This window comes from Streptomyces montanisoli (assembly GCF_017813245.1).
In the GTDB taxonomy this organism is placed as follows: Bacteria; Actinomycetota; Actinomycetes; order Streptomycetales; family Streptomycetaceae; genus Streptomyces; species Streptomyces montanisoli.
On the sequence record NZ_JAGIQL010000010.1, the window covers coordinates 35,444 to 59,645 of the forward strand.

General features: G+C 73.8%; 19 protein-coding genes. 11 read left to right on the forward strand and 8 right to left on the reverse strand.

From position 1 onward, the window contains the following. Positions 1 to 33: 33 nt before the first annotated feature. The 4 genes from JFN87_RS04660 to JFN87_RS04675 all read right to left on the reverse strand — a co-directional run bounded on the left by JFN87_RS04660 (position 34) and on the right by JFN87_RS04675 (position 4,073). Positions 34 to 882, reverse strand: a complete 849-nt coding sequence (locus JFN87_RS04660) for a class II fructose-bisphosphate aldolase (protein ID WP_209338577.1) — start codon at positions 880 to 882, stop codon at positions 34 to 36. A gap of 97 nt (positions 883 to 979) precedes the next feature. Next, a complete protein-coding gene (locus JFN87_RS04665; RefSeq protein WP_209338578.1) occupies positions 980 to 1,906 on the reverse strand; it encodes a DMT family transporter in 927 nt (308 codons plus the stop codon). A gap of 2 nt (positions 1,907 to 1,908) precedes the next feature. Then, positions 1,909 to 2,901: an N-acetylglucosamine kinase gene (locus JFN87_RS04670; protein ID WP_209338579.1), complete on the reverse strand. Its 993-nt coding sequence runs from the start codon at positions 2,899 to 2,901 to the stop codon at positions 1,909 to 1,911. Positions 2,902 to 2,918: 17 nt separating this feature from the next. Next, complete coding sequence (locus JFN87_RS04675; RefSeq protein WP_209338580.1) at positions 2,919 to 4,073, reverse strand: SIS domain-containing protein; 1,155 nt, start codon at positions 4,071 to 4,073, stop codon at positions 2,919 to 2,921. Positions 4,074 to 4,301: 228 nt separating this feature from the next. Between JFN87_RS04675 and JFN87_RS04680 the strand changes: the two genes are divergently transcribed. The 4 genes from JFN87_RS04680 to JFN87_RS04695 all read left to right on the forward strand — a co-directional run bounded on the left by JFN87_RS04680 (position 4,302) and on the right by JFN87_RS04695 (position 10,444). Continuing rightward, positions 4,302 to 5,099 (forward strand): GntR family transcriptional regulator, encoded by a 798-nt coding sequence (locus JFN87_RS04680; protein ID WP_209338581.1) that lies wholly within the window; start codon positions 4,302 to 4,304, stop codon positions 5,097 to 5,099. Between the two features lie 160 nt (positions 5,100 to 5,259). Next, the gene (locus JFN87_RS04685; RefSeq protein ID WP_209338582.1) at positions 5,260 to 8,379 is read left to right on the forward strand and encodes a glycoside hydrolase family 2 TIM barrel-domain containing protein; all 3,120 of its coding nucleotides are present in this window, start codon (positions 5,260 to 5,262) and stop codon (positions 8,377 to 8,379) included. A gap of 86 nt (positions 8,380 to 8,465) precedes the next feature. Next, positions 8,466 to 9,065 carry an ArsR/SmtB family transcription factor gene (locus JFN87_RS04690; protein ID WP_209338583.1) on the forward strand — a complete coding sequence of 200 codons (600 nt, stop codon included), beginning with the start codon at positions 8,466 to 8,468 and terminating at the stop codon, positions 9,063 to 9,065. A 74-nt stretch (positions 9,066 to 9,139) separates the two neighbouring features. After that, positions 9,140 to 10,444: an MFS transporter gene (locus JFN87_RS04695; protein ID WP_209338613.1), complete on the forward strand. Its 1,305-nt coding sequence runs from the start codon at positions 9,140 to 9,142 to the stop codon at positions 10,442 to 10,444. Here the strand turns inward: JFN87_RS04695 and JFN87_RS04700 are convergent. Further along, positions 10,415 to 11,404 (reverse strand): adenosine deaminase, encoded by a 990-nt coding sequence (locus tag JFN87_RS04700; protein ID WP_209338584.1) that lies wholly within the window; start codon positions 11,402 to 11,404, stop codon positions 10,415 to 10,417. The genes JFN87_RS04695 and JFN87_RS04700 overlap by 30 nt on opposite strands. A gap of 80 nt (positions 11,405 to 11,484) precedes the next feature. Next, positions 11,485 to 13,239, reverse strand: a complete 1,755-nt coding sequence (locus JFN87_RS04705) for a hypothetical protein (RefSeq protein ID WP_307865302.1) — start codon at positions 13,237 to 13,239, stop codon at positions 11,485 to 11,487. A 201-nt stretch (positions 13,240 to 13,440) separates the two neighbouring features. On the opposite strand from JFN87_RS04705, the gene JFN87_RS04710 reads away from it, so the two are divergent. The 3 genes from JFN87_RS04710 (at position 13,441) to JFN87_RS04720 (ending at position 15,784) form a co-directional block, all read left to right on the forward strand. Then, the gene (locus JFN87_RS04710) at positions 13,441 to 14,283 is read left to right on the forward strand and encodes a class I SAM-dependent methyltransferase (RefSeq protein WP_209338585.1); all 843 of its coding nucleotides are present in this window, start codon (positions 13,441 to 13,443) and stop codon (positions 14,281 to 14,283) included. A 108-nt stretch (positions 14,284 to 14,391) separates the two neighbouring features. Next, on the forward strand, positions 14,392 to 14,775 hold the full coding sequence (locus JFN87_RS04715; RefSeq protein WP_209338586.1) for a BlaI/MecI/CopY family transcriptional regulator: 384 nt from the start codon (positions 14,392 to 14,394) through the stop codon (positions 14,773 to 14,775). Between the two features lie 4 nt (positions 14,776 to 14,779). Then, a complete protein-coding gene (locus tag JFN87_RS04720; protein WP_245178743.1) occupies positions 14,780 to 15,784 on the forward strand; it encodes a M56 family metallopeptidase in 1,005 nt (334 codons plus the stop codon). Here JFN87_RS04720 and JFN87_RS04725 read toward each other — a convergent pair. Continuing rightward, positions 15,750 to 16,559 carry a polyprenol monophosphomannose synthase gene (locus tag JFN87_RS04725; protein ID WP_209338587.1) on the reverse strand — a complete coding sequence of 270 codons (810 nt, stop codon included), beginning with the start codon at positions 16,557 to 16,559 and terminating at the stop codon, positions 15,750 to 15,752. The two genes, JFN87_RS04720 and JFN87_RS04725, sit on opposite strands and share 35 nt — an antisense overlap. A 228-nt stretch (positions 16,560 to 16,787) precedes the next feature. Here JFN87_RS04725 and efeU point away from each other — a divergent pair, with 228 nt between their 5' ends. The 3 genes from efeU (at position 16,788) to JFN87_RS04740 (ending at position 21,759) form a co-directional block, all read left to right on the forward strand. Continuing rightward, entirely contained in the window at positions 16,788 to 18,974 is a 2,187-nt protein-coding gene (efeU, locus tag JFN87_RS04730; RefSeq protein WP_245178744.1) for an iron uptake transporter permease EfeU, read from the forward strand. Between the two features lie 93 nt (positions 18,975 to 19,067). Next, positions 19,068 to 20,300, forward strand: coding sequence for an iron uptake transporter deferrochelatase/peroxidase subunit (gene efeB / locus JFN87_RS04735; RefSeq protein WP_209338589.1), 1,233 nt, complete (start codon positions 19,068 to 19,070; stop codon positions 20,298 to 20,300). A 70-nt stretch (positions 20,301 to 20,370) separates the two neighbouring features. After that, the gene (locus JFN87_RS04740; protein ID WP_245178754.1) at positions 20,371 to 21,759 is read left to right on the forward strand and encodes a sensor histidine kinase; all 1,389 of its coding nucleotides are present in this window, start codon (positions 20,371 to 20,373) and stop codon (positions 21,757 to 21,759) included. A gap of 225 nt (positions 21,760 to 21,984) precedes the next feature. Here the strand turns inward: JFN87_RS04740 and JFN87_RS04745 are convergent, their stop codons facing one another. After that, positions 21,985 to 22,710, reverse strand: coding sequence for a response regulator transcription factor (locus JFN87_RS04745; protein ID WP_245178745.1), 726 nt, complete (start codon positions 22,708 to 22,710; stop codon positions 21,985 to 21,987). Positions 22,711 to 22,929: 219 nt separating this feature from the next. On the opposite strand from JFN87_RS04745, the gene JFN87_RS04750 reads away from it, so the two are divergent. Further along, positions 22,930 to 24,183 (forward strand): CaiB/BaiF CoA transferase family protein, encoded by a 1,254-nt coding sequence (locus JFN87_RS04750; RefSeq protein ID WP_209338592.1) that lies wholly within the window; start codon positions 22,930 to 22,932, stop codon positions 24,181 to 24,183. Positions 24,184 to 24,202 lie beyond the last annotated feature (19 nt).

Below are 24,202 nucleotides of genomic sequence, written 5' to 3' on the forward strand. Positions count from 1 at the left end.
GCCCGCGGGCGGCGTCCGCCCGCGGGCACGACGTCACACGGCGAGGACGGCCAGCAGGTCGCGTACCGTCGCGGACACCGCCTCGCGCGCAGGCGCGAGGTACTTGCGCGGGTCGGTCAGCGTCGCGTCACCGTCCAGCACGCGCCGGGCCGCGCCCGTGAACGCGATGTTCAGCGCCGTGCCGATGTTGATCTTTCGCATGCCCGAGCGCACCGCCTCGCGCAGTTCCTCGTCGGGGACGCCGGACGAGCCGTGCAGGACCAGCGGCACCGGCACGGCCTCGGCCAGCCGGCGGACGAGGCCGTGGTCGAGCGCCGCGGACCGCTCGGTCATGGCGTGCGAGCTGCCGACGGCCACGGCGAGGGCGTCGACCCCGGTGCGCCGCACGTAGTCGGCGGCCTCCACGGGGTCCGTGCGCACGCCGGCGGCGTGGGCGCTCGCGGGCGCGCCCGGCTTGCCCCCCACGTAACCGAGTTCGGCCTCGAGCCACAGGCCCTCGCCGTGCGCCCAGCGCGCGGCGGCGGCCGTCGCGTCGACGTTCTCGGTGAACGGCAGCGCCCCGGCGTCGAACATCGCGGAGGAGAACCCGTGCTCGGTGGCCTGGCGCAGCAGGTCCATCTCCGTGACGTGGTCCAGGTGCAGGGCGACGTCGCCGCGCGAGGACGCGGCCACCGAACGCGCCGCGGCCGCCAGCGGCCCCAGGCGCCCTCCGTGGTAGCGGACGGCGTTCTCGCTGATCTGGAGGATCACCGGCCGGCCGGCCGCCTCGGCGCCCTCCGCGATGCCCTCCGCGTGCTCAAGCGTGATCACGTTGAAGGCCGCGACGCACCCGCTCCCGGCTGCGGCACGGGACAGGAGCTCTCCGGTGGGGACCAGTGACATGTCGGCTTCCTCGTTCGCTGTTCTCGATCATGGTGCTTGCTGTCACTTCTGACGAAGCGACGACGCGCACCCGGATTCGGTTCGGGGCGTCCTGCGTTCAGGACGGCACCTTGGCGGCCAGTTCCGGCTCGGCGGCGTCCTCGCCCCGCTTCTCGTCGCTGTAGACCATCAGCGTCGACCCGGCCAGGGCGAGCACGATGCCGATCGCCGCCCAGATCGTGGGCAGCGTCTGGTACACGATCAGCGAGAGGACGATCGTGAGCACGGGCGCCAGCGCGTTGGTCAGCGGGGCGACGACGGCGGCCTTGCCGCGGCTGAGCGCCATGACGAGGAAGAGGGCACCCACCGCGTTGAGCACCTGCGTCCCGGCGGTGAGCGCCGGGGCCTGCCAGGGCGCGCCCGAGGGGAAGGAGCCCATCATCAGGTAGGCGACCGGGATCAGCAGGAGACCGCTGATCGTCATCCAGCCGAAGGTGGTCGCGTCGTTGACGCCCACCACCGCGGCCTTGCGCATGAAGAACGCCTGCGCTCCCCACGCCACGCAGACGACCGCGGCGAGCACCATCCATGGCCCGGACGAGTGTCCGCCGCCCCCGCCGCCGGGGATGCTGAGCAGCAGGATCGCGACGAGCGCCGCGACGACGCCCACGACGGCGAGCCGGTTGATGCGCTCCCGCAGCAGCGCCACGGCCATCAGCACCGTGATCACCGGGGAGAGCGAGACGACCGGGAAGATCAGGTAGGCCGGCCCGTCGGACAGGGCCTGGAAGAGCACCAACTGGCCGCCGGCGCCGGTGAGTCCGGCGAGCAGGCCGTAGAGTGCGGCCACCGGGCGCCGGTCGAAGCGCTCCCGCCGCAGCGCCGCGGCCGCGGGCAGGATCATGGTCAGGGACCAGATGATGTAGACCATCTCTTCCGGATAGCCGTACAGGTCCGTCGGCTTGCTGGAGAAGGCCCCCCACACGCCCCAGAACAGGACCAGGAGGCCGGCGGGGATCATCCAGCCGCGGTTGAGTGACTTCATTGTTACTCCAGGGGACGGGTGACCTCGGTCGAGCGCAACGCGTCGAGCGCGGTCGGGTCGAGCGGTGTGCCCGCGAGCCGGGCCGCGTGGAGCGCGGCTCCGATCACGGGCTCGAAGAGGGGGGTTCGCAGGTCGTAGCCGTCTTCACGGCCGCGCAGGTGACGGGCGAAGGTGTCCAGCACGGTGGCGGAACCGAAGACGCCGCCTGAGTAGGAGACCGGCACGGTCTCGCCCGGCTCGAAGCCGAGGCCGCGGCGCGCGCTGTCGACCAGGAGCGCGAGCTCGTGGCCCGCGTCCGTGAGGATCGCCGCGGCGTGCTCGTCGCCGAGCTCCGCCGCCTCCGCGACCTGGGGGCTCAGGGCGGCGATCTCGCCGCGCCGGCCGCCCCAGCGGTTGTGCACGACGTCCACCAGGTCGAGGTCGGTGGCGAGTTCGAGGTGCCGGCGCAATACGCCGGCGAGCGGGCCTCCGGGGAGCCGGCCGTCGCTCATGCGGGAGAAGACGTTCAGGGCGCGGACCGCGATCCAGTACGCGGAGCCCTCGTCGCCGAAGAACTCGCCCCAGCCGCCGGTGCGCCGGCCCTTTCCCGCACGCTCCCCGTACGTCATCGAGCCGGTGCCGCTGATGACGTTGATGCCGTCGGCGCCGCCGAGCGACCCGGCCCAGCCGCAGACCATGTCGTTGTCGCAGGCGTACCTGTCGTGCCCGAGCACCTCGCGCGGGGCCGCGTCCAGGGCGGGGACGTCCCCGGCGGCCTCCCCGTACCCGGGCAGGCCGAAGAACGCGTGGGTGATCCCCGCGGGCTCGATCCCGGCGTCGGCACAGACGGCGGTGACGCCTTCGGCGAGTACGCGCGCGACGTGCGCGACGCCGTCGCCCGCGTTGTCCGAGAAGTAGTAGGCGCCGGCGCCGAGCGCCCTCGCACGCACCGACCCCGACGGGTCGATGAGACAGAAGGCGGTCTTGGTGCCCCCGCCGTCCACACCCAGGAACATCGTGTTTCTCCTGCCTGTCAGTTGCCGGGGTACGGGTGCACGTTCACGCCCCGCACCACCCGGTTGACCTCGCCCGAAGGGAACGGGTTGTCGGGCCGCACGCCTCGGGCCAGCGAGGCGCCGAGGGCGACGAGCTGGGCGCAGACCACCGCGGGCAGGGCGAACGCGGCGTCTTCCGTGCCGGCGGGCACGGGGACCAGCCAGACGCCGTCCTCGGGCAGCCCGTCCGGGCGTGCGGACACCGCGACGACGGCGCCATCGGGCAGGGCCGCGCGCAGTTCGGCGACGATGTCCAGGTCGTACTGGCGCGTGTACGCGTCCTCGGACACGAACACGATCACGGCGGTGCGGTCGTCGAGTATGGCCTTGGGCCCGTGCCGGAAGCCGAGCGTGGAGTCCGCGTGGGCGACGACCCTGCCGCCCGTCAGTTCGAGCAGTTTGAGCGCGGATTCGCCGGCGAGGCCGCGCAGGGGGCCACTGCCGAGGTAGACGAGCCGCTCGGGCTCTCGGGCGAGCAGCTTCTCGACGGGCGCGTCGAGCGCTCCCGTGGTGATGCGCTCGGCCGCGTCCGCGAGGGCGCCGACGGCGGAGCGGGCGGAGGAGGGGCCGAGGGCGAGGAGCGCGGCCAGCAGCATGCACGTGAAGCTGGAGGTCATCGCGAAGCCCTGGTCGTTCGACGCGGCGGGCATCAGCAGCACGTGGGACGCGGACTGCCCGCCGTGCGCGCGGGCGAGGGCGCCCTCGGCGTTGCAGGTGATCACCAGGTGGTGCGTCCGCGACAGGCAGCCGTCCGCGAGTGCGGTGGCGGCCGTGGACTCGGGACTGTCGCCCGACCTGGCGAAGGACACGAGGAGGGTGGGCACGTCCTCGGCGAAGCAGCCGCGCGGGTCGGCGACGATGTCGGTGGTGTGCACGGCGTCGACGCGCCGGCCGAGGTGGCGGGCGAGCGCGGTGCGCAGCACGTCGCCGGCGAAGCCGGACGTGCCGGCACCGGTCAGCACGACCCTGAGGTCCTCGGCGGCGAGTACGGGCGCCAGGAAGGCGTCGAGTGCCGTGCGCTGACCGGCGACGATGCGGCCCACCTCCCGCCACAGGGCGGGCTGCTGCGCGATCTCGGCGACCGTGTGCTCGGCGCCGGCGCCCTGCGGCGGGGTGAGGACGGGGGTGTTCACGGGGGCTCCTTTGTCGTCGTCCGCGAGCGGTGCGCGCGCCGGAACGGAACGGGCGGGTCGTGACGGGCGGGTCGTGACGGAGGGGTCGTGCGCCTCGCCGGCGCCCGGACGGGCATCGCCCCGCGCTGCTGCGATTTGTTCCGGAATGGGCTGATCGCCCGAACCTGATCGGAACCCTACTGGTCTGGAAACTGGACGTCAATGGCCTCTTTCTGGTATGAAACTGGTATGCCCACCGCGCACGAGAGCCACCTTCCCCGCGGACTGCTGAGCGACGACGCGCTCCCGCTGTACCTGCGGATCGCCGCACGTCTCGCCGACGACATCGCCGGCGGCGGCGCGCGCGACGGCGACCGCCTCCCCTCCGAGCGCGCGCTGGCCGCCCGCTACGCCGTCTCCAGGGTCACGATGCGCTCCGCGCTCGGCGAGCTGGCCGCCCGCGGCATGATCGAGCCGTCGGCCGCCCGCGGCTGGTTCCTCGCGGCGACGGGCGCGACGGACGGCGAGGCCCCCAGCGCCTTCGCGGCCGACCCCGCGCAGGGCCACACGGTCCGGGGTTTCGCGGACTACGCGCGCGAGCACCGCCTGCCGACCCACGCCAAGGTCCTGTACTCGAAGGTCAGGCCTGCCACCGTCCAGGAGGCCGAGAGGCTGCGCGTCGGCCCGGGCGCCGCGCTGTTCGAAATGCGCAGACTGCGCTACCTGGACGGCCTGGTGGTGGTCGTCGAGCACAACCGGCTGCCGCTCGCGCTGTGCCCCCTGCTCAGCGAGACCGACTTCACGACCGATTCGCTCTTCGCCACGCTCCGGCGCGCCACACCGCCCCAACTGCCCAGGGTGGCGGCGTACTCGGTGGAGGCACGGCAGCCCGACGGCGAGGAGCGCGAGCTCCTGGAGATCGACGACGGCACCCCCGTGCTCGTCGCGACGCAGCTCGCCTTCAACCAGGACTCGCGCCCCCTGGAGCTCACCGTGGCGACCTACCGGGGCGACCGGTACCGCTTCCAGGGATCCATCACGGACTGACGGCGCCGCGCGGCGGAACGCTGCACGCCACTTGACGGTCGCATGACCCGGACTGCGAGAATTCGTTCGCTCACGAAACTTTTCGTTTGGTCCTGGTCGTTTCTGTTGCGCCGGCGGGGGTGGCCTCGCGCCCGTCCTCCGGCACGAAGTGGAGGATCGCGTGGCTGTCAATCGGAGATCGTTCCTGGTCGCGGGGGCGGCGGGCCCGCTCGCCGGCATGGCGCTCGCGGGCAGCGCCCCTGCGGCCGAGGCCGCGCCCGCCTCGCACGCGCCGGCCGGGCGCACCATCGAACTGGCCGACGGCTGGCGGTTCGCGCTCGTCAACCCGGCCGCCGCGACGGATCCCACGGGCGCCTACGCCGACGCGGCGCGGCCGGACTTCGACGACTCCGGGTGGCGCGCGGTCTCCGTGCCGCACGACTGGTCCATCGAGCTCACGCCGACCGAGAAGGACGGCACCACCTCGGGCACGGGATTCCTGCCGGGCGGCCTCGGCTGGTACCGCACCACGTTCACCCTGCCGCGCGGGCTCGCGGGCAAGCGCGTCTGCGTCGAGTTCGACGGCGTCTACATGGACTCGTACGTCTACTGCAACGGCGCCCTGGTCGGCCACCACCCGTACGGGTACACCGGGTTCGCCTTCGACCTCACCGAGCACCTGCACACCGACCCCACGACACCGAACGTCATCGCCGTCAAGGTGCAGAACCAGCTGCCCAGTTCGCGCTGGTACTCGGGCAGCGGCATCTACCGGCACGCCCGGCTCGTGGTGACCGGCCCCGTGCACGTCGACCGCTGGGGCACCGTCGTCACCACGCCGGGCCTCGACGCGGCATCGGCCGCCGGCCACGCCGTCGTGCGTGCGCGCACCGACGTCGTCGACGCCACCGGGGGCGGCACGCGCGTCACCGTCGTCTCCACGGTGCGCGACCCGCGGGGCCACGTGGTGGCGCGGACGGAGTCGGCGCTGACCACCGGGGCGTCCACGACCAGCGCGACGCACGAGATGACCGTGCGGCGCCCGGCGCTGTGGTCGTGCGACACGCCCCACCTGTACCGGCTCGACACCGAGCTGCGCGCCGGCGGGAAGAAGGTGGACTCGTACCGGACGACGTTCGGCTTCCGGTACGCCACCATCGACCCGGAGCGCGGGCTGACGCTCAACGGCGAGCCCATGAAGCTCCAGGGCGTCGACCTCCACCACGACCAGGGCGCCCTGGGCAGCGCGATCAACGAGGACGCGCTGCTGCGCCAGATGATTGTGATGAAGTCGATGGGCGTCAACGCCTTCAGGACCTCGCACAACCCGCCGTCGCCGGAGATGATCGCCGTCTGCGAGCGGCTCGGCATCCTGATGATGGTCGAGGCGTTCGACTGCTGGCACACCGGCAAGAACCGCTACGACTACGGGCGCTTCTTCGACGAGTGGAGCGAGCGCGACATCGCCGAGATGGTCAGGGCTGCACGCAACTCCCCCGCCGTGCTGATGTGGTCCATCGGCAACGAGATACCCGACTCGACCAGCGAGGCCGGGCTCGCCATGGCTCAGCGGCTGATCGACGGCGTGCGCGCGCACGACACCACCCGGCCGGTCGTGATCGGCTCCGACAAGTACCGTTCGCTGCCGGCGGCCGGTTCGCCCGCCGATCGGATGCTGGCCAAGCTCGACGGCCTCGGGCTCAACTACAACACCGCCGCGTCGGTGGACGCCCTGCACGCGCGCTACCCGCACCTCTTCCTGTTCGAGTCGGAGTCCTCGTCCGAGACGTCCACGCGCGGCGCCTACCAGGCCCCCGAGCACCTCAACACCGGCGAGAACCACAGCCCGGGCAGGCGCGAGACGTCCTCGTACGACAACAACCTGGCGTCCTGGACCATCAGCGGCGAGTACTCGCTCAAGAAGGACCGCGACCGGCGGTTCTTCGTGGGGCAGTTCCTCTGGGCCGGCATGGACTACATCGGCGAGCCGACGCCGTACGACGTCTTCCCGGTCAAGGCCTCGTTCTTCGGCGCGGTCGACACGGCCGGCTTCCCCAAGGACGCGTACCACCTCTTCCGCAGCCAGTGGACCGACGAGCCCATGGTGCACCTGGTCCCGATGGACTGGACGAGCCACCGGCACGGCGAGACCGTCGAGGTGTGGGCGTACGCGAACGTCGACACGGTGGAGCTGCTGCTGAACGGCGAGTCGCTCGGCGTGCGGCGCTTCGACCGCAAGAAGACGGCGGACGGGCGGGCCTACCTGGAGACGACCGAGCCGACCGGCGACGACAAGACCGTCACCTCGGGCCCCTACCCGGGCAGTTACACGAGCCCGACGGGCAGCGCGGGCAAGCTCCACCTGACCTGGCGCGTGCCGTTCGCGCCCGGGGAGCTGCGGGCGGTGGCGCGGCGCGGCCACCGGCAGGTGGCGACGGACGTGCTGCGCACGGCAGGCGCGCCGCACGCCGTGCGCCTGTCCACCGACCGGCGCGAGGTCGGCGCGGACGGCAGGTCGCTGGTCTACGTGACGGCCGACGTCGTCGACGCGCACGGCGTCCTCGTGCCGTACGCGCAGAACGTGCTGTCGTTCAGCGTCACCGGCGGGCGGCTGGCCGGCGTGGACAACGGGCAGCAGGAGAGCGCGGAGCGCTACCAGGCGTCGACGAGGACGGCCTTCCACGGCAAGGCGCTCGCCGTGGTGCGGGCCGGCACCGAGCCCGGCGTGCTCACGGTCAGGGCCGAGTCCCAGGGCCTGCGGGGCGACGCGGCGTCGGTGCGCGTCGCGAGGGCCGAGGTGCTCACGCGGACGCCACCGCCGGCGATGCGCCCCGACCCCGGGCGGGGCGAGCCCGGCCACCCGCTCGCGGACGCGAGCTATTCGGGCTCGCCCGGCACACTGCCGGCCGCGATGCTCGACGGCGACCCGTCGACGGGCTGGTCGAACGCCTTCACCAAGAGCGCCACGGCGCTGCTGCCCGCCTTCAGCGGCGCGCGCGCCGGGGACTGGGTGTCGGTCGCCTGGCGGGAGCCGCGTACCGTCGCGACGATGTCGGCGGCGTTCACCGTGGACGACCGGCACTCGCTGCCCGCGTCGGTGGCCGTGTCGTACTGGGACGGCGAGCGCTACGTGCCCGCGCGCCACGCCCACGTCGCCTGGCCGAAGGCCCCGGGCGACGCGACGGTCGTCTCGTTCGACCGCCTCACCACCGCGCGGCTGCGGCTGGAGATGAGGAGCGCGGCCCCCGGCACGGCCGCGGGCGCCCAGCGGATCACCGCGCTGGAGGTCCCTGACGCCTGAGTCCGGCCGGCGCGGACACTGATCGCAAACAGTTCTTCGCAAAGAAGCCTTTGCGAAGAACTGTTTGCGGTCGCTAGGCTGCCGTCATGACCGAGACCGGTGACGAGACCGTCGTCCTCGACGCGCGCGGGCTGCGCGCGCTCGCGCACCCCGTCCGGGTGCGGCTGATCGGTCTGCTGCGCAAGCACGGGCCGTCCACCGCGACGCGCCTGGCCGAGCGGCTCGGCGTCAACTCGGGCACGGCGAGCTACCACCTGCGCCGGCTCGCCGCCGCCGGGTTCGTGGCCGAGGACACCGGCCGGGGCAACGCGCGGGAACGCTGGTGGCGCTCGGTGCACCGGCTGACGCGGTACGACGGCGGGGAGCTGACCGAGTGCGAGCCCGAGGCCGCGCTCGCCTTCCTCGGTTCCGTGGCCGCCACCTACACGCTGCGCGTCCAGCAGGCGCTCGACGAGATGGCCACCGCGCCGCGCCCGTGGCGTGACGTCTTCGAGATGAGCGACCGGCTGCTGCGGCTCACCCCCGAGGAGGCGGCGGAACTCGGCGAGGAGCTGCGGGCCGTCGTCGAGCGCTACCGGCAGGACACGCCGGAGGCCGTGGACGGCGCCCCGGCGGGGGCGTCGCGCGTCTCGGTGATCACGTACGTCCTGCCGGAGCCGGACGACGCCGGCGGGGGGACGGCGTGAGGCGCCGGGCCCCGAGGTCCGGCGCGGGGAGCGTGCCCGGCGGCATATCCCTGCCGGCGGGCGGCTTCGGGCGCATGCGCCCGCTGGTCGGCGTGCTCACGGCGACGCTGGTGTCGCTGACCGGCACCCGCGTCTCGGCCATCGCGCTCCCGTGGTTCGTGCTCGCGACCACCGGCAGCGCCACGAGGACCGGCCTGGTCGCCTTCTGCGAGATGGCGCCGTACGTCGTGGTCAAGGCGTTGACGGGCCCGCTCGTCGACCGGGTGGGGCCGCGTGTCGTCTCGTGGACGACGGACCTCGTCAGCGCGGCCGCGGCAGCCGTGATCCCGCTGCTGCACGTCCGCGGTCTGCTCACGCTCCCGCTGCTGCTGTGCCTGGTCGCGCTGATCGGGTCGGTACGCGGCCCGGGCGACCTGGCCAAGGAGATCATGGTGCCGGAGGCGGCGGACCGCGCCCGGGTGCCGCTGGAGCGCGCGACCGGCCTCGCGGGTGTCACGGAGCGCCTCGCGTCCACCGTGGGGCCCGCGGTCGGCGGCTCCGTGGTCGCGCTGCTCGGGCCCATGACGGCTCTCGCCGCCAACGCGGGTTGCTTCGCGCTCGGCTCGCTCATCGTCGCCGCCGCTCTGCCGCGCTCCATGGGCAGGGCCGTTCAGGAGCCGCCACGCGACGTCAGCGACGCGGACCAGAACGCCGGGGACGGGCCGCCGGCCGGCTACTGGCGACGGTTCGGCGAGGGGTTCGCGTTCCTGCGCGGCGAGCCGCTGCTGCTGACGATCATCGTGATGGTCGGCGTCACGAACCTGCTGGACGCCGGGTTCTCGACGGTGCTGGTCCCCGTGTGGGCGAAGGACACCGGCGGCGGTCCCGCCGCGATCGGTCTTACCGGCACGGTCATGAGCTGCGCGGCGATCGGGGGCAGCCTGATCGCCGCCGCGCTCGCGCCCCGGATGCGCCGCAGGCCGGTGTTCTTCGCCGGCTTCCTGCTCGCCGGGGCGCCGCGCTTCCTCGTCCTCGCCTCGGGCGCTCCGCTGTGGGCGGTGCTCGCGGTGTTCGCGGTCGGCGGTTTCGGCGCCGGGTTCCTCAACCCGATACTCGGCGCGCTCTCGTTCGAGCGGGTGCCGCGCAACCTGCTCGGCCGCGTCAACGCGCTCGGCAACGCCACCGCCTGGGTGGGGGTGCCACTCGGCGGCCTGGTCGCGGGCGCCGCGGTCGCGTCGTTCGGTCTCGTCCCGGTGCTGCTGGCGGGTGGCGTCGCCTACTTCCTGACCACGAACCTCGCGGGGCTGCGGCCGGAGTGGCGCCAGATGGACCGGCTGCGCGGACGGGCAGCGCCGGGCCGCGGCGGGCATTCAGAACCTGTACGCGTCGACCTCGGCTAGGTACGCCTTGCGCAGGTCCTCGTCGTCGTCGAGGAACGCCGCGAGGAAGGAGTTGCGCGCCAGTTCGCGCAGCTGGTCGTCGGTGAGGCCGAGCGCCTCGCGCACGGCGTGGAAGTTGTCGTCCGCGTAGCCGCCGAAGTAGGCCGGGTCGTCGGAGTTGACGGTGGCCATGAGACCGGCCTCCAGCATGGCGCGCAGCGGGTGGTCGGCCAGGACGTCGACGGTGCGCAGCCGCACGTTCGACAGCGGGCAGAGCGTGAGCGGCACCCGGTCGCGCACGAGGCGTGCCACGAGGTCCGGGTCCTCGACGCTGCGCAGCCCGTGGTCCACCCGCTCCACGCCGAGGACGTCGAGGGCCTCGGTGATGTAGGCGGGCGGGCCCTCCTCCCCGGCGTGCGCGACGCGGCGCAGCCCGAGGTTCGCGGCCTTCTCGTACACCTCGCGGAACTTCGACGGCGGGTGGCCGACCTCGGCGGAGTCGAGGCCGACGCCGGTGATGTGGTCCAGGTGGGGGCGCGCGGCGTCCAGCGTGGCGGCGGCCGACTCGGCGGACTCGTCGCGCAGGAAGCACATGATCAGGCGTGTCGAGACGCCGTGGCGTTCGGGGGCGCCCTCCAGAGCCCTGGCCAGCCCGTCCACCACGGTCGCCATCTCCACGCCCCTGGCGAGGTGCGCCTGGGGGTCGAAGAAGACCTCCGCGTGCCGGACGCCCTGCGCCGCGGCGCGCGTCAGGTAGGCCTCGGCGAGGTCGGCGAAGTCGTCCTCCGTGCGCAGGACGGCCATCAGTTCGTAGTACAGGTCGAGAAACGACTGAAGGTCGCTGAAGCGGTACTTGTGGCGCAGCTCCTCCGCGTCGGCGTACGGCAGTGCGATGCCGTTGCGCGCGGCGAGGGCGAAGGCGAGCTCCGGCTCGAGAGTGCCTTCGATGTGGAGGTGGAGTTCGGCCTTGGGGAGGGGCACGGTTCTGCCGGTTCCGTAGGGGGCGTGGGACGGTCGATTCTAGACCCCGCGCAGGTCAGCGCCGGTTCCGGGGGCGGCGGTCACGCCGGTGGTGACGGGAAGGGTGCCGTGGTGATCGTCATCGGGTTCGCCGTGACGGCGATCAGGTGGAGGGGCGCGTGCGGTCCCCGGGGCACGGCACGGAAGCCGCCGTGCGGGCTCACCTCGTACGTGGCGGACGCGTGGGGTGCCAGCGAGGCGGGCCCGGCCTTGATCGTCCACCAGCGGGAGGCGCCCTGGCCCGTGCGGCTCGCGAAGTGCGGCGTGAGAGTCTCGCCGGTCCTGTTGACCACGTGCACCGTCGCGGCGGTGATGCCGTGGCGCGGTGTGTCGGTGAGCCGTGGTGTGACGGCGCCCATGGCCAGCGGTGGCGGGCTGGCGGCGGCCACGCCCGCGCACAGCAGGGCCGGCGCCACGACGCCCGCCGCGAGCGCCGCCTTCACCCTCCGTCCACCGCGGCGGCTGATGGGCGGCCGCCACGCCGCGGACTGCGTCGAGGACGGGACGGTGGCGGCGGCGGCCAGCCACAGCGGCGTCATCAGCAGGAAGTAGCCGTCCTGCGAGCGGGTCGCCAGGTAGAAGGGCAGCCAGGGAAGAACGGTGAGCGCGGGACCGAGCCGCCGGGGGAAGAGGAAGAGCGCGCCGAGGAGGCCGGCGAGCAGCAGCAGCGCCGCGTAGGAGTAGAAGTCCAGCCGGCTGCTGCCGGCCGTGAAGTAGTACGAGATGCCCATGAGCCCCTGGCCGTGCAGGATGGCGCCCTGGGTGATCGGCAGGAGCGTGCCGTCGAGCCAGTCGCGCGGGCCCTGGGCGATGAAGTAGGCGTTGATCGACAGCCAGACCAGGCCGGCGGTGGAGGCGTAGCGGGCCGTGACCGCGAGGGCCGCGCGGCCGCCGAGTTCGCCGCGGCGCACGGCGTACAGGCCCACCAGCAGGAACGGCGCGAGGAACCAGGCCAGTTGCTGGGCCGCGCACGCCGCGCCGAGGCAGCAGGCACGCGCCACCCCGCGGCGACCGAGCCGTCCCCCGACTCCGGTCTCGGGCCAGCGCACCACCGCCGGGACGAGCAGGGCGAGCGCGACGACCGCCGGGTAGCCGAGCCGCGCGTAGCCGGGCAGCATGCCGAAGCCGAGGCAGACGGCGGTCGCCGCCGAGCGCCAGGCGGGCGGCACCGTCCACCACAGCGCGACGGTGCCCGCGATGAGCGCGCCCGTGGTGACGAGCGTCGCCGCGGCCGTGGAGTGCAGGACGGCGTGGACGGGGGCGGCGAGGAGCGCGGTGAGCGGCGGATAGCCGTACGTGTAGTCGCCGCCTCCCGCCATGGTCTTGGTGACGCCGACCCGTGGCGTGCCGAACAGCCAGGGCCAGGGCTGCCCGTAGACGGGGCGGCCGCTGAGGATCTCGTGGGCCGCCTGCGCGGTCAGCACCCCCTCGTCGCTGCCGGCGTGGTCGAGCCAGTAGCGGCACACCACCAGGGCGATCCCGATCGCGAGGACGCCGAGGTCCACGGACGCGAGTGCGCGCCTGCCGCGGACGGACAGGGCGAGCACGCCGCAGACGAGGATGCCCGCGTAGCAGGCGGAGATGACGGCGGCGACGGGCGTGTCGCTCGACATCGCGTGCGTCCATGCGGAGCGGGTGCCGATGAACAGGCTGATGGTGGCGAGCAGCGTGATGCCGCGGTGCCATTGCGCCGGAACGTCCGGGGCCGGGCGGGCGCGGCGCCCCGCCCCGGGCGTCGCGCCGGGCGCACGGGCCGTCTGGTGGTCCGTGCGTCCGGCGAGCACGATGTCGTCCACGGCGCTTTCCTCCCTGGAGCGAGCAGCCGATGATTCCTACTACATCATGTAGATAGAAATGTGGCATCGGGCGTTCCACCGGAAGGGGGCCTGATCGAGCGCGCGTATCGAGCATGCGTATCGCGCAGCCGGAGAGGCCATCCGCTTGCCGTATCGGCAAGTACTCGTGCGTGACGCGCATCCCCTGCCTACGGTGACGGCATGACCCACACCCCGCACCACCATGGCCACGCAGGCGCCCAGGACGTCCAGGCCGAGGTCCTCGACCTGGACGCCGAGATCCTCGCCGGCCACATCGCGTCCCTCACCGCCTGGCTGCCCCTGTCCTCGAATCCGCGCCAGGTCGTCGACCTGGGCTGCGGAACCGGCGCCGGCACCTTCGCCCTGCTGGAACGCTGGCCCGAGGCGCACATCACCGCCGTGGACGCCTCGGCGGGCCATCTGCAGCGCCTGCGGGAGAAGGCGTGCGCCCTGGGCGTCGACGCTCGCGTGCGCACCGTGCAGGCGGACCTCGACGCGTCGTGGCCCGACCTCGGCACGCCCGACCTGGTGTGGGCTTCGGCGTCCATGCACCACATGGCCGACCCCGACCGCACCCTGCGCCGGGTGCGCGACACGCTCGCGCCCGGCGGGCTGCTCGCCGTCGTCGAGCTCGCCGGCTTTCCCCGGTTCCTGCCTGAGGACGGCCCGGAAGAGCGGCCGGGCCTGGAGGAGCGCTGCCACGCGGCGAGCGAGCGGTACCACGCCGAGCACGTTCCGCACCGCGGCGCCGACTGGGGCCCCAAGCTGACCGCGGCCGGATTCTCCGTCGAGAAGGAGCGCACGATCACCGTGCACATCGACGGATCCCGCTCCCCGGCGATCGGCCGCTACGCGCTCATCAGCCTGGAGAGCATGCGCGCCACCGTCGAAGGTGCGCTGCCGCCCGAGGACCTCGCCGCGCTCGACAGGCTCCTCGACGCCGACGGCCCCGGCAGCGTCCTGCACCGCGACGACCTCGCCGTACGCACCGAGCGCTCCGTGTGGGCCGCGCGCCGCCCATGACCTGCGCGCCCGTTCCGTTCCCACCGTCGACCGGCCTCTACAACCGGTAGTACTTTATTGGGAAGCCACGGCCGGGGCATACGATCGCGGAAGACGGAGGTACGCGGTTTGGCTGAGGACGAGGTTCCACCGCACGGCAGGCGGGCGCGTGGGCAACTGGAGGGCGAGGTGCTCGCCGCGCTGTGGGCGGCGGGCGGGCCGGTGTCGGCCGCCGCGGTGCGCGAGCAGATAACCGGCGACCCGGCGTACACCACCGTGCTGACCATCCTGTCCAGGCTGTTCGACAAGGGCCTGGTCACCCGCGAACGCGTCGGCAGGGGCTACCACTACACGCCGGTGCGGGACGAGGCGGGGCACACCGCGGCCGGCATGCGGGCCCTGCTGGAGACCGGCGGGGACCGGGCGGCGGTGCTGGCCCGGTTCGTCTCGGAGCTCCCGCCGCAGGACGAACGACTGCTGGAACAACTGCTGCGCGGACACGCAGAGGACTGACACCTTGCGCATCGCCCTCTTCACGCCCTTCGCCGTCAGTGCCGTGCTGGCCCTCATGGCTCCGTCGGCGGCACGCAAACTCCGTCCGTTCCTCGCGTCGTGGCTGCTCGCCGTGGCCGCGGTCGTCGCGGGCGCGGGCTGGGCCGCGGCGCTCGGGATGCTCGGCTTCACGCTCATCGACAGGTTCCCCGACCTCGCCGCCGAGGGCGGCTGGTCGTCGGGCGAGCTGGCCGAGCACACGCCGGTCGGCTGGCCCGTGGCCGCCGTCTGCGCCCTGATCCTCGTCGCCTGCGCCGGCGCGCTGGCCGTCGCCGTGTACCGCAGGGGACGCCTGCTGCTCGTGGCCCGGCGGCACAGCCGGGGGCTTGAGCCCGGCCGGGAGATCGAGATCGTGGACGACGCCGAACCCGACGCGTACGCGCTGCCCGGCTCGCCCGGCCGGATCGTCGTGACGTCGGGGATGCTGCGGGCGCTGAACAGCAAGGAGCGCGGCGCCCTGATCGCGCACGAGCGGACGCACCTGCGCCACCGCCACCACGTCTTCCTGCTGGTGTTCCACCTGGCGGGCGCGGTCAACCCGCTGCTGCGCCCCGTCGAGCGGGCGGGCGCCTTCGCGCTGGAGCGCTGGGCCGACGAGGAGGCCGCGGTCGCCGTCGGCGACAGGCCGCTCGTGGCCAGGGCCGTCGCCAAAGCGGCGCTCGCGGCGGGCCGCCGGCCGCGGCTGGGCCTCGCCGTGACCGGGGGCCCCGTGCCGCAGCGCGTCCAGGCACTGCTCGCCCCGCCCCCGCCGTCCCGCCGGTACCTCGTGGTCGCCCACGCGGCGCTGATGGCCGTCTGCGGCATCAGCCTGATCCTGTCCGCCCAGGACATGGACCACCTCTTCGACATGGCGACGCCCGGGCACCTGTCGGTCTCCACCCGCCACCACGTCACCGACCCGGACGGGCACCGCGTCACGGACGGCGGCCGCCACGTCACGGCCGCCGCGGGCCACCCGGCCCGCGGCTGACCGCGTCCTTCCGGCCCCGTCCCGCCGACGCCGGCCGGCTCAGCCGCCTGAGCGTCCCCCACACCGCCACGCGCCACACCGCCTCCGCCACGATGGCCCGGTTCATCTTGGACGTGCCGATCTCACGCTCGACGAACGTGATGGGCACCTCGACGATCGACGCCTCGCGCGCCGACGCCCGGCGCAGCAGGTCGATCTGGAAGCAGTAGCCCTGCGACCTGATCGCGTCGAGCCCGAGACCCGCCACCACGCGGGTCCTGAGCGCCCGGTAGCCGCCCGTCACGTCGCGGTGGGGCAGGCCGAGCAGCCACCGGGAGTAGGCGCTGCCGCCGCGCGAGAGCCACTGCCTCGACCTGGGCCAGTTCACGACGCTCCCGCCCTCGACCCAGCGCGAGCCGAGGGCGACGTCGGCGCCCGCGTCCAGGGCGGCGAGCAGGCGGGGCAGCTCCTCCGGCCGGTGGGAGCCGTCGGCGTCCATCTCGACCAGCACGTCGTAGCCCCGCTCGATGCCCCACCGGAACCCGGCGACGTACGCGGCTCCGAGCCCGCGCTTGCCGGGACGGTGCAGCACGTGCACGCGCTCGTCCGACTCGGCGAGCTCGTCGGCGATCCTGCCCGTCCCGTCGGGACTGTCGTCGTCCGCGATCAGGACGTCGGCCCCGGGCACCGCCGCCCGCAGCCGGGTGGTGACGGAGGTGATGTTCCCGGCCTCGTTGTACGTCGGGACCACGACCAGGATCCGGTCGCCTCCCGCCTCCTCCGAGTGCGTCTGCATGACTTCTCCTCGTACGGTCTCGGCACGCGGTCACCCGCTTCATTCTACGAGATGTAGTAGTTGACGGGGCCGTTCCCACCGGCGGGAACCTCACGTCGGCGGGTGCCCGCGCGCCGGGGCGGGAGGAGAGGAGGAGTGCGCCGGCGGCCAGGCCGGCCAGGGCGCCGGGCGGCACGAACACGTGGGCCGATGGCGACCGCCCTTAAGGCATGGCTTACCTTACCGACTATGACTTGGGCTGACGCGTTCCCCAATCTGCTGATCGGATTGCGGGAGGGACTCGAAGCGGGGCTGGTGGTCAGCATCCTGCTGGCCGCTCTGCGCCGCACCGCGGGCGAGGGCGAGCGGGTCTCCACCGCGCCGGTGTGGCTGGGCGTCGTCGGCGCCGTGGCCGTCGCGGCGAGCTTCGCGACGGTCCTGACCTTCTCCACCGACGTGCTCTCCAGCGCGGGCCAGGAGATCGTGGGCGGCACGCTCAGCGTCCTCGCCGTGGTGCTCGTGACGCTGATGGTCTTCTGGATGCGCAAGACCGCCGCGAGCCTGTCGGGGGATCTGCGCTCCAAGGTGGCTGCCGCGTCCCAGGTCGGGGCAGGCGCCCTCGCTGCCACGGCCTTCCTCGCCGTGGGCCGCGAGGGTCTCGAGACGACGCTGTTCCTGTGGACGGCGGCCAGGGCCTCCGGCGAGACGGTGTCCCCGCTGATCGGCGCGGGCCTCGGGCTCGCCCTCGCCTGCCTGGCGTGCTGGCTGCTGTTCCGCCGGGCGATCCGCATCAACCTGGGGGCGTTCTTCTCCCGCACGGCGTTCGCGCTGCTGGTGATCACCGCGGGCGTGCTGGCGTACGGGCTCGGCGAACTGCAGAACGCCGGGCTGCTCCCCGGCCACACGTGGACGGCGTTCGACGTCAGCGGGAGCGTCCCGACGAGCTCCTGGTGGGTCACGCTCATCACCGGCGTCACCGAACTGACGCCCCGCATGACGGTGCTCCAGGTCGTCGCGTGGGCGGTCTACCTGGGCGTCACGCTCACCCTGTTCGTCCGCGCGACGCGGCCCGCCGCCGCACGACGCCCCTCCCCCGGGCCCAGCACGAAGGAGGCGGCACCTGCGGCCTCGTCCGCGGCGGAGGCCGGGCCGGTCCCGTCCGCCGCGGCGGACGCTTCGGCGACGGACGCTTCGGCGACGGACGGTGCCCGCGCCCCCGGCGGGCCCGGCTTCCTCGCCGGGCGCAGCCCGTGGACGGTGGGCGCCGTGCTCGTCCTCGCTCCCGCCCTGGCCGCGACCGGCGTCGTCGTCTTCCTGCCCTCCGGCGGCAACACGTCCAAGGGCACCAAGGTCACCGTCACCGCCTCCGGCTGCGCGAGCGACTGGACCTCGGCCCGCGCGGGGACGCAGACGTTCCAGGTGGTCAACAAGTCCGGGCGGGCTGGCGAGATCAACCTGGACAACGCCTCGGGTGCCATCGTCGGCGAGATAGAGACGCTCGGCCCGGCCACCACGGGCACGATGACCGCCACGCTCGACGCCGGCGCCTACACGTTCAAGTGCCTCATGTCGGGGAAGGGCACGACGAGTTCCCGTACCGTCACGGCGAGCGCAGAGTCCGGCTCGTCCGGCTCGGGCTCCGGTTCGTCCGGCTCGGCACCCGTCGCCGTGAAGCAGGTGTCCGTGGCCGACCTGAAGCCCGCGGCCGCGAAGTACCGCGCCTACGTCCGCCCGCAGCTCGCCACCCTCGCGGGGCAGGTGGCGGCCGTCCGTGACGACATCGCCCACCACCACCTGGACACGGCACGCAAGGACTGGCTGCCCGCCCAGCTCACCTGGGACCGGATCGGGGCCGCCTACGGCAGCTTCGGCGACCTCGGGGACGCCGTGGACGGACTGCCGCAGGGTCTGCCTGGCGGCGTCCACGACAAGGACTTCACCGGCCTGCACCGCCTCGAGTACGGGCTGTGGCACGGCGAGAGCGCCGCGGGCCTGCTCCCGGTCGCCGACCGGCTGGGCAAGGACGTCGCGACGCTGCGCGAGAAGCTGCCGAAGCTCACGGTCGATCCGACGGACCTGCCCCTGCGGGCGCACGAGATCCTGGAGGACGCCCTGCGCGACCGCCTGACCGGCGCCGCCGACCAGGGCTCGGGCGCCATGTACGCGGAGACCGAGGCCGACATCAAGGGGACGCGCGTCGTCCTCGGCGAACTCGCCCCGCTGCTGAGGCCCCGCTCCCCCGAGCTGCTGCCCACCGCGAGCAAGCAACTCGACGCGCTGGACAAGGCGCTCGGGGCCACGCGGCAGCACGGCGTCTGGCGGCCGTTCGACGACGTACCGCTCGCGCAGCGCCAGCAGGTGGACGCCCGTATCGGCAGCGCGCTCGAAACCCTGGCCGACGTTCCCGACCTGCTGGAAGTGCCACTCGCCCGCTGACCGGGCCACAACCGCCGGCCGCGGCGGACCCTCACAACGCCACAAGCCCACCCCCCGACTTCGACCCTCACGATCCGACCAAGGAGACCTGCCATGGGCGTCAGCCGACGCGCGTTCCTCCAAGGCGGTGCGGCCGGCGCGGCCGGCACCGCACTGACCGGCGGGCTACTCGCCGCGGGCGCCCACGCCGACGACTCGGGCACGGCGAGCGGCGACCACACCCCGTCGTCCTACCCGTTCCACGGCGCGCACCAGGCAGGCGTCCTCACCCCGGCGCCGCCGCACCAGCAGCGCTCGTCCATGTTCGCGGCGTTCAACGTGACGGCGGCGGGCCGCGCGGATCTGGTCGACCTCATGCACACCCTCACGGAGCGCGCCCGCTTCCTGACCTCGGGCGGGACGCCGCCGAACCTCGGCATCGGTCACCCGCCGTCCGACAGCGACGTGCTGGGGCCCACCGTCCCCGCCGACGGGCTCACCATGACCCTGTCGGTCGGGGCCGGGCTCTTCGACGACCGCTTCGGGCTGTCCGCCGCGAAGCCACTGCACCTCACCCCGATGCGGACCTTCCCCAACGACGCGCTCGAAACGCGCTGGACCCACGGCGACCTGCTGCTCCAGCTGTGCGCCAACAACGCCGACACCCTCCACCACGCGATCCGCGACCTCACCAAGCACACGCGCGGCGGAATGCAGCTGCGGTGGAAGATCGAGGGCTACGGCTCGCCACCGCGCCCCTCGGGCACCCCGCGCAACCTGCTCGGCTTCAAGGACGGCACGGCCAACCCCACCCGCACCACCGCAGAGGACCTGGTGTGGGTGGACGACCCGGCCGAGCCGGCCTGGGCGCAGGGCGGCTCCTACCAGGTGGTCCGGCTGATCCGGATGCTGGTGGAGTTCTGGGACCGTGTCTCGATCAACGAGCAGGAGCGGATGTTCGGCCGCCGCCGCGACAGCGGTGCCCCGCTCGACGGCAACGTGGAGACGGACACCCCCGACTACGCCAAGGACCCCCACGGCAAGGTCATCCCGCTGGACTCCCACATCCGGCTGGCCAACCCGCGCACCCACCGCACGAACAACCAGCGCCTGCTGCGCCGCTCGTACAACTACGACCTCGGCATGGACGAGAACGGCAACCTGCAGTGCGGGCACATCTTCGCCTGCTACCAGCAGGACCTGCACCGCCAGTTCGAGACCGTGCAGGAGCGGCTCGTCGACGAGCCGCTGGTCGACTACGTCCAGCCGTTCGGCGGCGGGTACTTCTTCGTCCTGCCCGGCATCGGCGACTCCAGGGACTGGTACGGGCGCCGGCTGCTCGCCTGAGGCGACCGGTCACACGGCGCGCATCGACTCCTACACACTGTAGTTGTTTCGGTAGGCTGGCCGCGTGGCGATGACGTGCGGGAAGAGGACGGCAGCCGGCGCGACGGGTTCGTCCGCGCGTCCGGCGGGGGACGGCAGTCCGCTGCGCCGCCGGGTGCTCGTGTCGATCGTGGCCGTCGCGGCGTGCGCGGTCACCGTGCTCACCGTGCCGCTCGCCTGGTCGATGGACCGGCTCTACCGCGGCGGCGCCGTCGCCCGGCTGCAGCGGGACGCCGTGTGGCTCGCCGCGGGCCTGCCCCGCGACGAGGCGTACGGGCCGGGCTCGGGCCACTCGGGCCACTCGGGCCACTCGTCCCAACGCCCGCCCGCGGCAGCGCGGGAGGCTCTCTACACGCCTGCGGGCCGCCGGCTGAGCGGCAACGGGCCCCCGTCGTCCCGCGTGGCCGAGGCGGCACGCGACGGCTCGCTGCACCAGGGCGTGGAGGGCAGCCACCTGGCCGTCTCCGTGCCCGTCGCGCGCCACGGCGTCGTCACGGCCGTCGTGCGCGTGTGGACGCCGTGGGACTCGATCACCGACCGCAGGTCCGGCACCTGGCTCCTGCTCGCGGCCACCGGGGCGGCCATCGTCGGCCTCTCCGTCCTGCTCGCGGTGCACCTCGCCCGGCGGGTCGCCGTGCCGCTCGAGCGGCTGACCGAGACGGCGCGGGCCCTGGGCGCCGGTGACTTCACCATCCAGCCGGTGCGCAGCGGCATCCGGGAGGCGGACGCGGCGGGGCGCGCGCTGGCCGCGACCGCGCGCCGCCTCGGCGAGGTGCTCGAACGGGAGAGGTCGTTCAGCACGGCCGTCTCCCACCAGCTGCGCACGCCCCTGACGGCGCTGGTCCTCGGCCTCGAAGCCGCACGCACGCAGGACGACCGCGGCAGGCGCACGGCCCTGGACACCGCTCTGCGCCGCGCTGACCACCTGGGCGAGACCATCGACGATCTGCTGCGGCTGGCGCGCGAGACGCACGGGGGCGGTGAGGGCATCGACGCCGCGGAGGTTCTGGAGCGGATCGCGCGGCGCAACCGGGACGCCGTCGCGGAGGCGGGGCGCCGCCTCACCGTGCGGTGCGAGCCGGAACTGCCCCTGGCGCGTGGGTCGGTGGCGGCGACCGTGCAGGTGGTGCAGACGCTCGTGGACAACGCCCTGACCCATGGCCGCGGCGAGATCCGGCTGACCGCCGTCGATGTGGGGGCGGGCGTCGCGATCGAGGTGGGCGACGACGGACCGGGGCCGGCGGCCGAAGGCGACCGTGTCTTCGAGTCCGCCGAAGGTCCCGGCAGGCGGCATGGCATCGGCCTCACGCTCGCCCGCTCCCTCGCCGAGGCCGAGGGCGGCAGGCTGCTGCTGCGCAGGGCGGGCCCTCGGCCGGTGTTCAGCCTGATGCTGCCCGCGGCCGACCCGGAGGCGCCGTGAGGTGGCCGCGCCGGCCGTAGGGCGCGGCCAACGGCACCGCGGGCCCGCACGCGCCCGCGGAAGTCACACGGCAGGACGCGGCCCGGCCATGGCTCCGACCGCCCGGGCCGGGCCGGGCTGCGGCGAGCAGGGCCGTGGCGAGCAGGGCCCGGTGGGCCGCGACCGGTGGGCCGCTACCGGGGACGCACCGGTTCTGGTGACGGCAGCGCGACCGCCGTTCGGGCGTCAGTGGCAGGCCGGGCCGTCAGCGGTCGCCGGGCGGGCCGTGTCGTAGCGGTATCCCTTGCCGCGTACGGTCACGATGCGCCGTGAGCCTTCCGGGTCGGCGTCCGCGAGCTTGCGCCGCACGGCGCACACGTGCACGTCCAGTGTCTTCGTGGAGCCGAACCAGTGCTCGTCCCACACGTCGGCCATCAGGCGCTCCCGGCTGACGACGGCCCCGGCCGCCCTCGCCAGGACCACCAGCAGGTCGAACTCCTTGGGACGCAGCGCCACTTCGACGCCCTCCACGGTCACGCGCCTGGCCTGTGTGTCGATGCTGGTGGAGCCGACCCGGATCACCGGGGGGCCGGAGGTCGCGGCCCGCCTGCGCAGGTGGGCGCGCAGGCGCGCGAGGAGCTCCGTCAGCCTGAACGGCTTGGTCAGGTAGTCGTCGGCTCCCGCGTCGAGGGCCACCACCACCTCGAACTCCCGGGTGCGGGCGGTGAGTACGACGATGACGCTCTCCACCGGCAGGAAGGCACGCAGCCTGCGGCAGAGCGCGACGCCGTCCATGTCGGGCAGCCCGAGGTCGAGCAGGACCAGGTCGGGCGCCCGCCGCAGGGCCGCCTGCGCGGCCAGCGCCCCCGTGCCCACGCACGTCACCCCGTACCCGTGTCCGGTCAGCGCCTGCTCCAGCTCGGAGGCGATGTCCGCGTCGTCCTCCACGATCAACAGCTCCGCGAGTGCCATGGCGCCCATTACACAGGCGGTTTGCCGCCCGCACCGGCTCATCGGCGCTTGCCACACGGGAAGGTGAAGATCCGTTAACCCGCGCGGGAGGCCTCGCTCATCCCCGAGCGCCTAGGTTCACGGCACACAGTCATACCGGCGGCCTCGGTGTGACGCCGCGAGCGCCGCGTCACACCACACGACCCGACCACCCCGCCACGTACCCCCGGGAGTCCTTCCATGCCTGACGCAGTGACCAGCGGGCAGGGCCCGCTCGACGGCCGGCTCGTCCTCGACCTCTCGCACGCACTCGCGGGGCCGCACGCCGCGATGATGCTGGGCGACCTCGGAGCACGCGTGATCAAGGTCGAGGCGCCCGGCGGCGACGAGACACGCGGCTGGGGGCCGCCGTTCGTCTCGCCGCCGCCCGGCGGGGCGGCGGACACCGAGTCCACGTACTTCCTCGCCTGCAACCGCAACAAGGAGTCCGTGACCGCCGATCTGAGGAGCCCGGAGGGCAGGGCGCTCGTGCGCCGCCTCGTCAGGCGCGCGGACGTGCTGGTGGAGAACTTCCGGCCCGGGACCATGGACCGCCTCGGCTACGGCGCCGACCGGCTGCACCTGCTCAACCCCGGGCTCGTGATCCTCTCCATCAGCGGGTTCGGCCACGGAGGGCCGCACGGGGACCGGCCCGGCTACGACCAGATCGCCCAGGGCGAGGCGGGGCTGATGAGCCTCACGGGTGAGCCCGGCGCCCCCGCGAAGTGCGGCGTGCCGATCGCGGACCTGCTCGCGGGCATCTTCGGGGTCAGCGGCGTGCTCGCGGCTCTGCTGGAACGCGCCCGCACGGGCCGCGGCCGGGTGGTGCGCACATCGCTCCTGTCGGCCATGGTCGGCGTGCACAGCTTCCAGGGGACACGCTGGACCGTCGCGGGGCAGGTGCCGGAGGCGACGGGAAACCAGCATCCGTCGATCGCCCCCTACGGGCTCTTCCACTGCGCCGACGGGGCGATCCAGATCGCCGTGGGGAGCGAGAAGCTGTGGCACGCGCTCGCGTCCGTCGCCGGCCTCGCGGCCGACGATCCCCGCTACGCCACCAATGCCGACCGGGTCGGACGGCGCGCCGAACTGGCCGCCGAACTCGAGGGTGTGCTGCGGTGGGCGTCCGCCGATGTGTGGCTGGAGCGGCTCGCGGATGCCGGTGTGCCCGCGGGACGCGTCCGCACGATCGACGAGGTCTACGACTGGGAGCAGACCCGGCAGCAGGGGCTCGCGGTCCGGGTCGACCACGCGACGCTCGGGCCCATCACACTGCCGGGCGCGCCGTGGCAGTTCGACGGCGGCGGCAGGACCCGCCATCTGCCGCCTCCCACCCTCGGCCAGCACAACGACTCGGTGAGGTCCTGGCTGGACGAGACCGACGAGACCACCGAGACCGGCGACGGGGCGGGGGACGCCGCGGCCGCCGCGCGCGACGCGGTGCGGGTCCTGTGACACGGCCCGGACTCCCCCC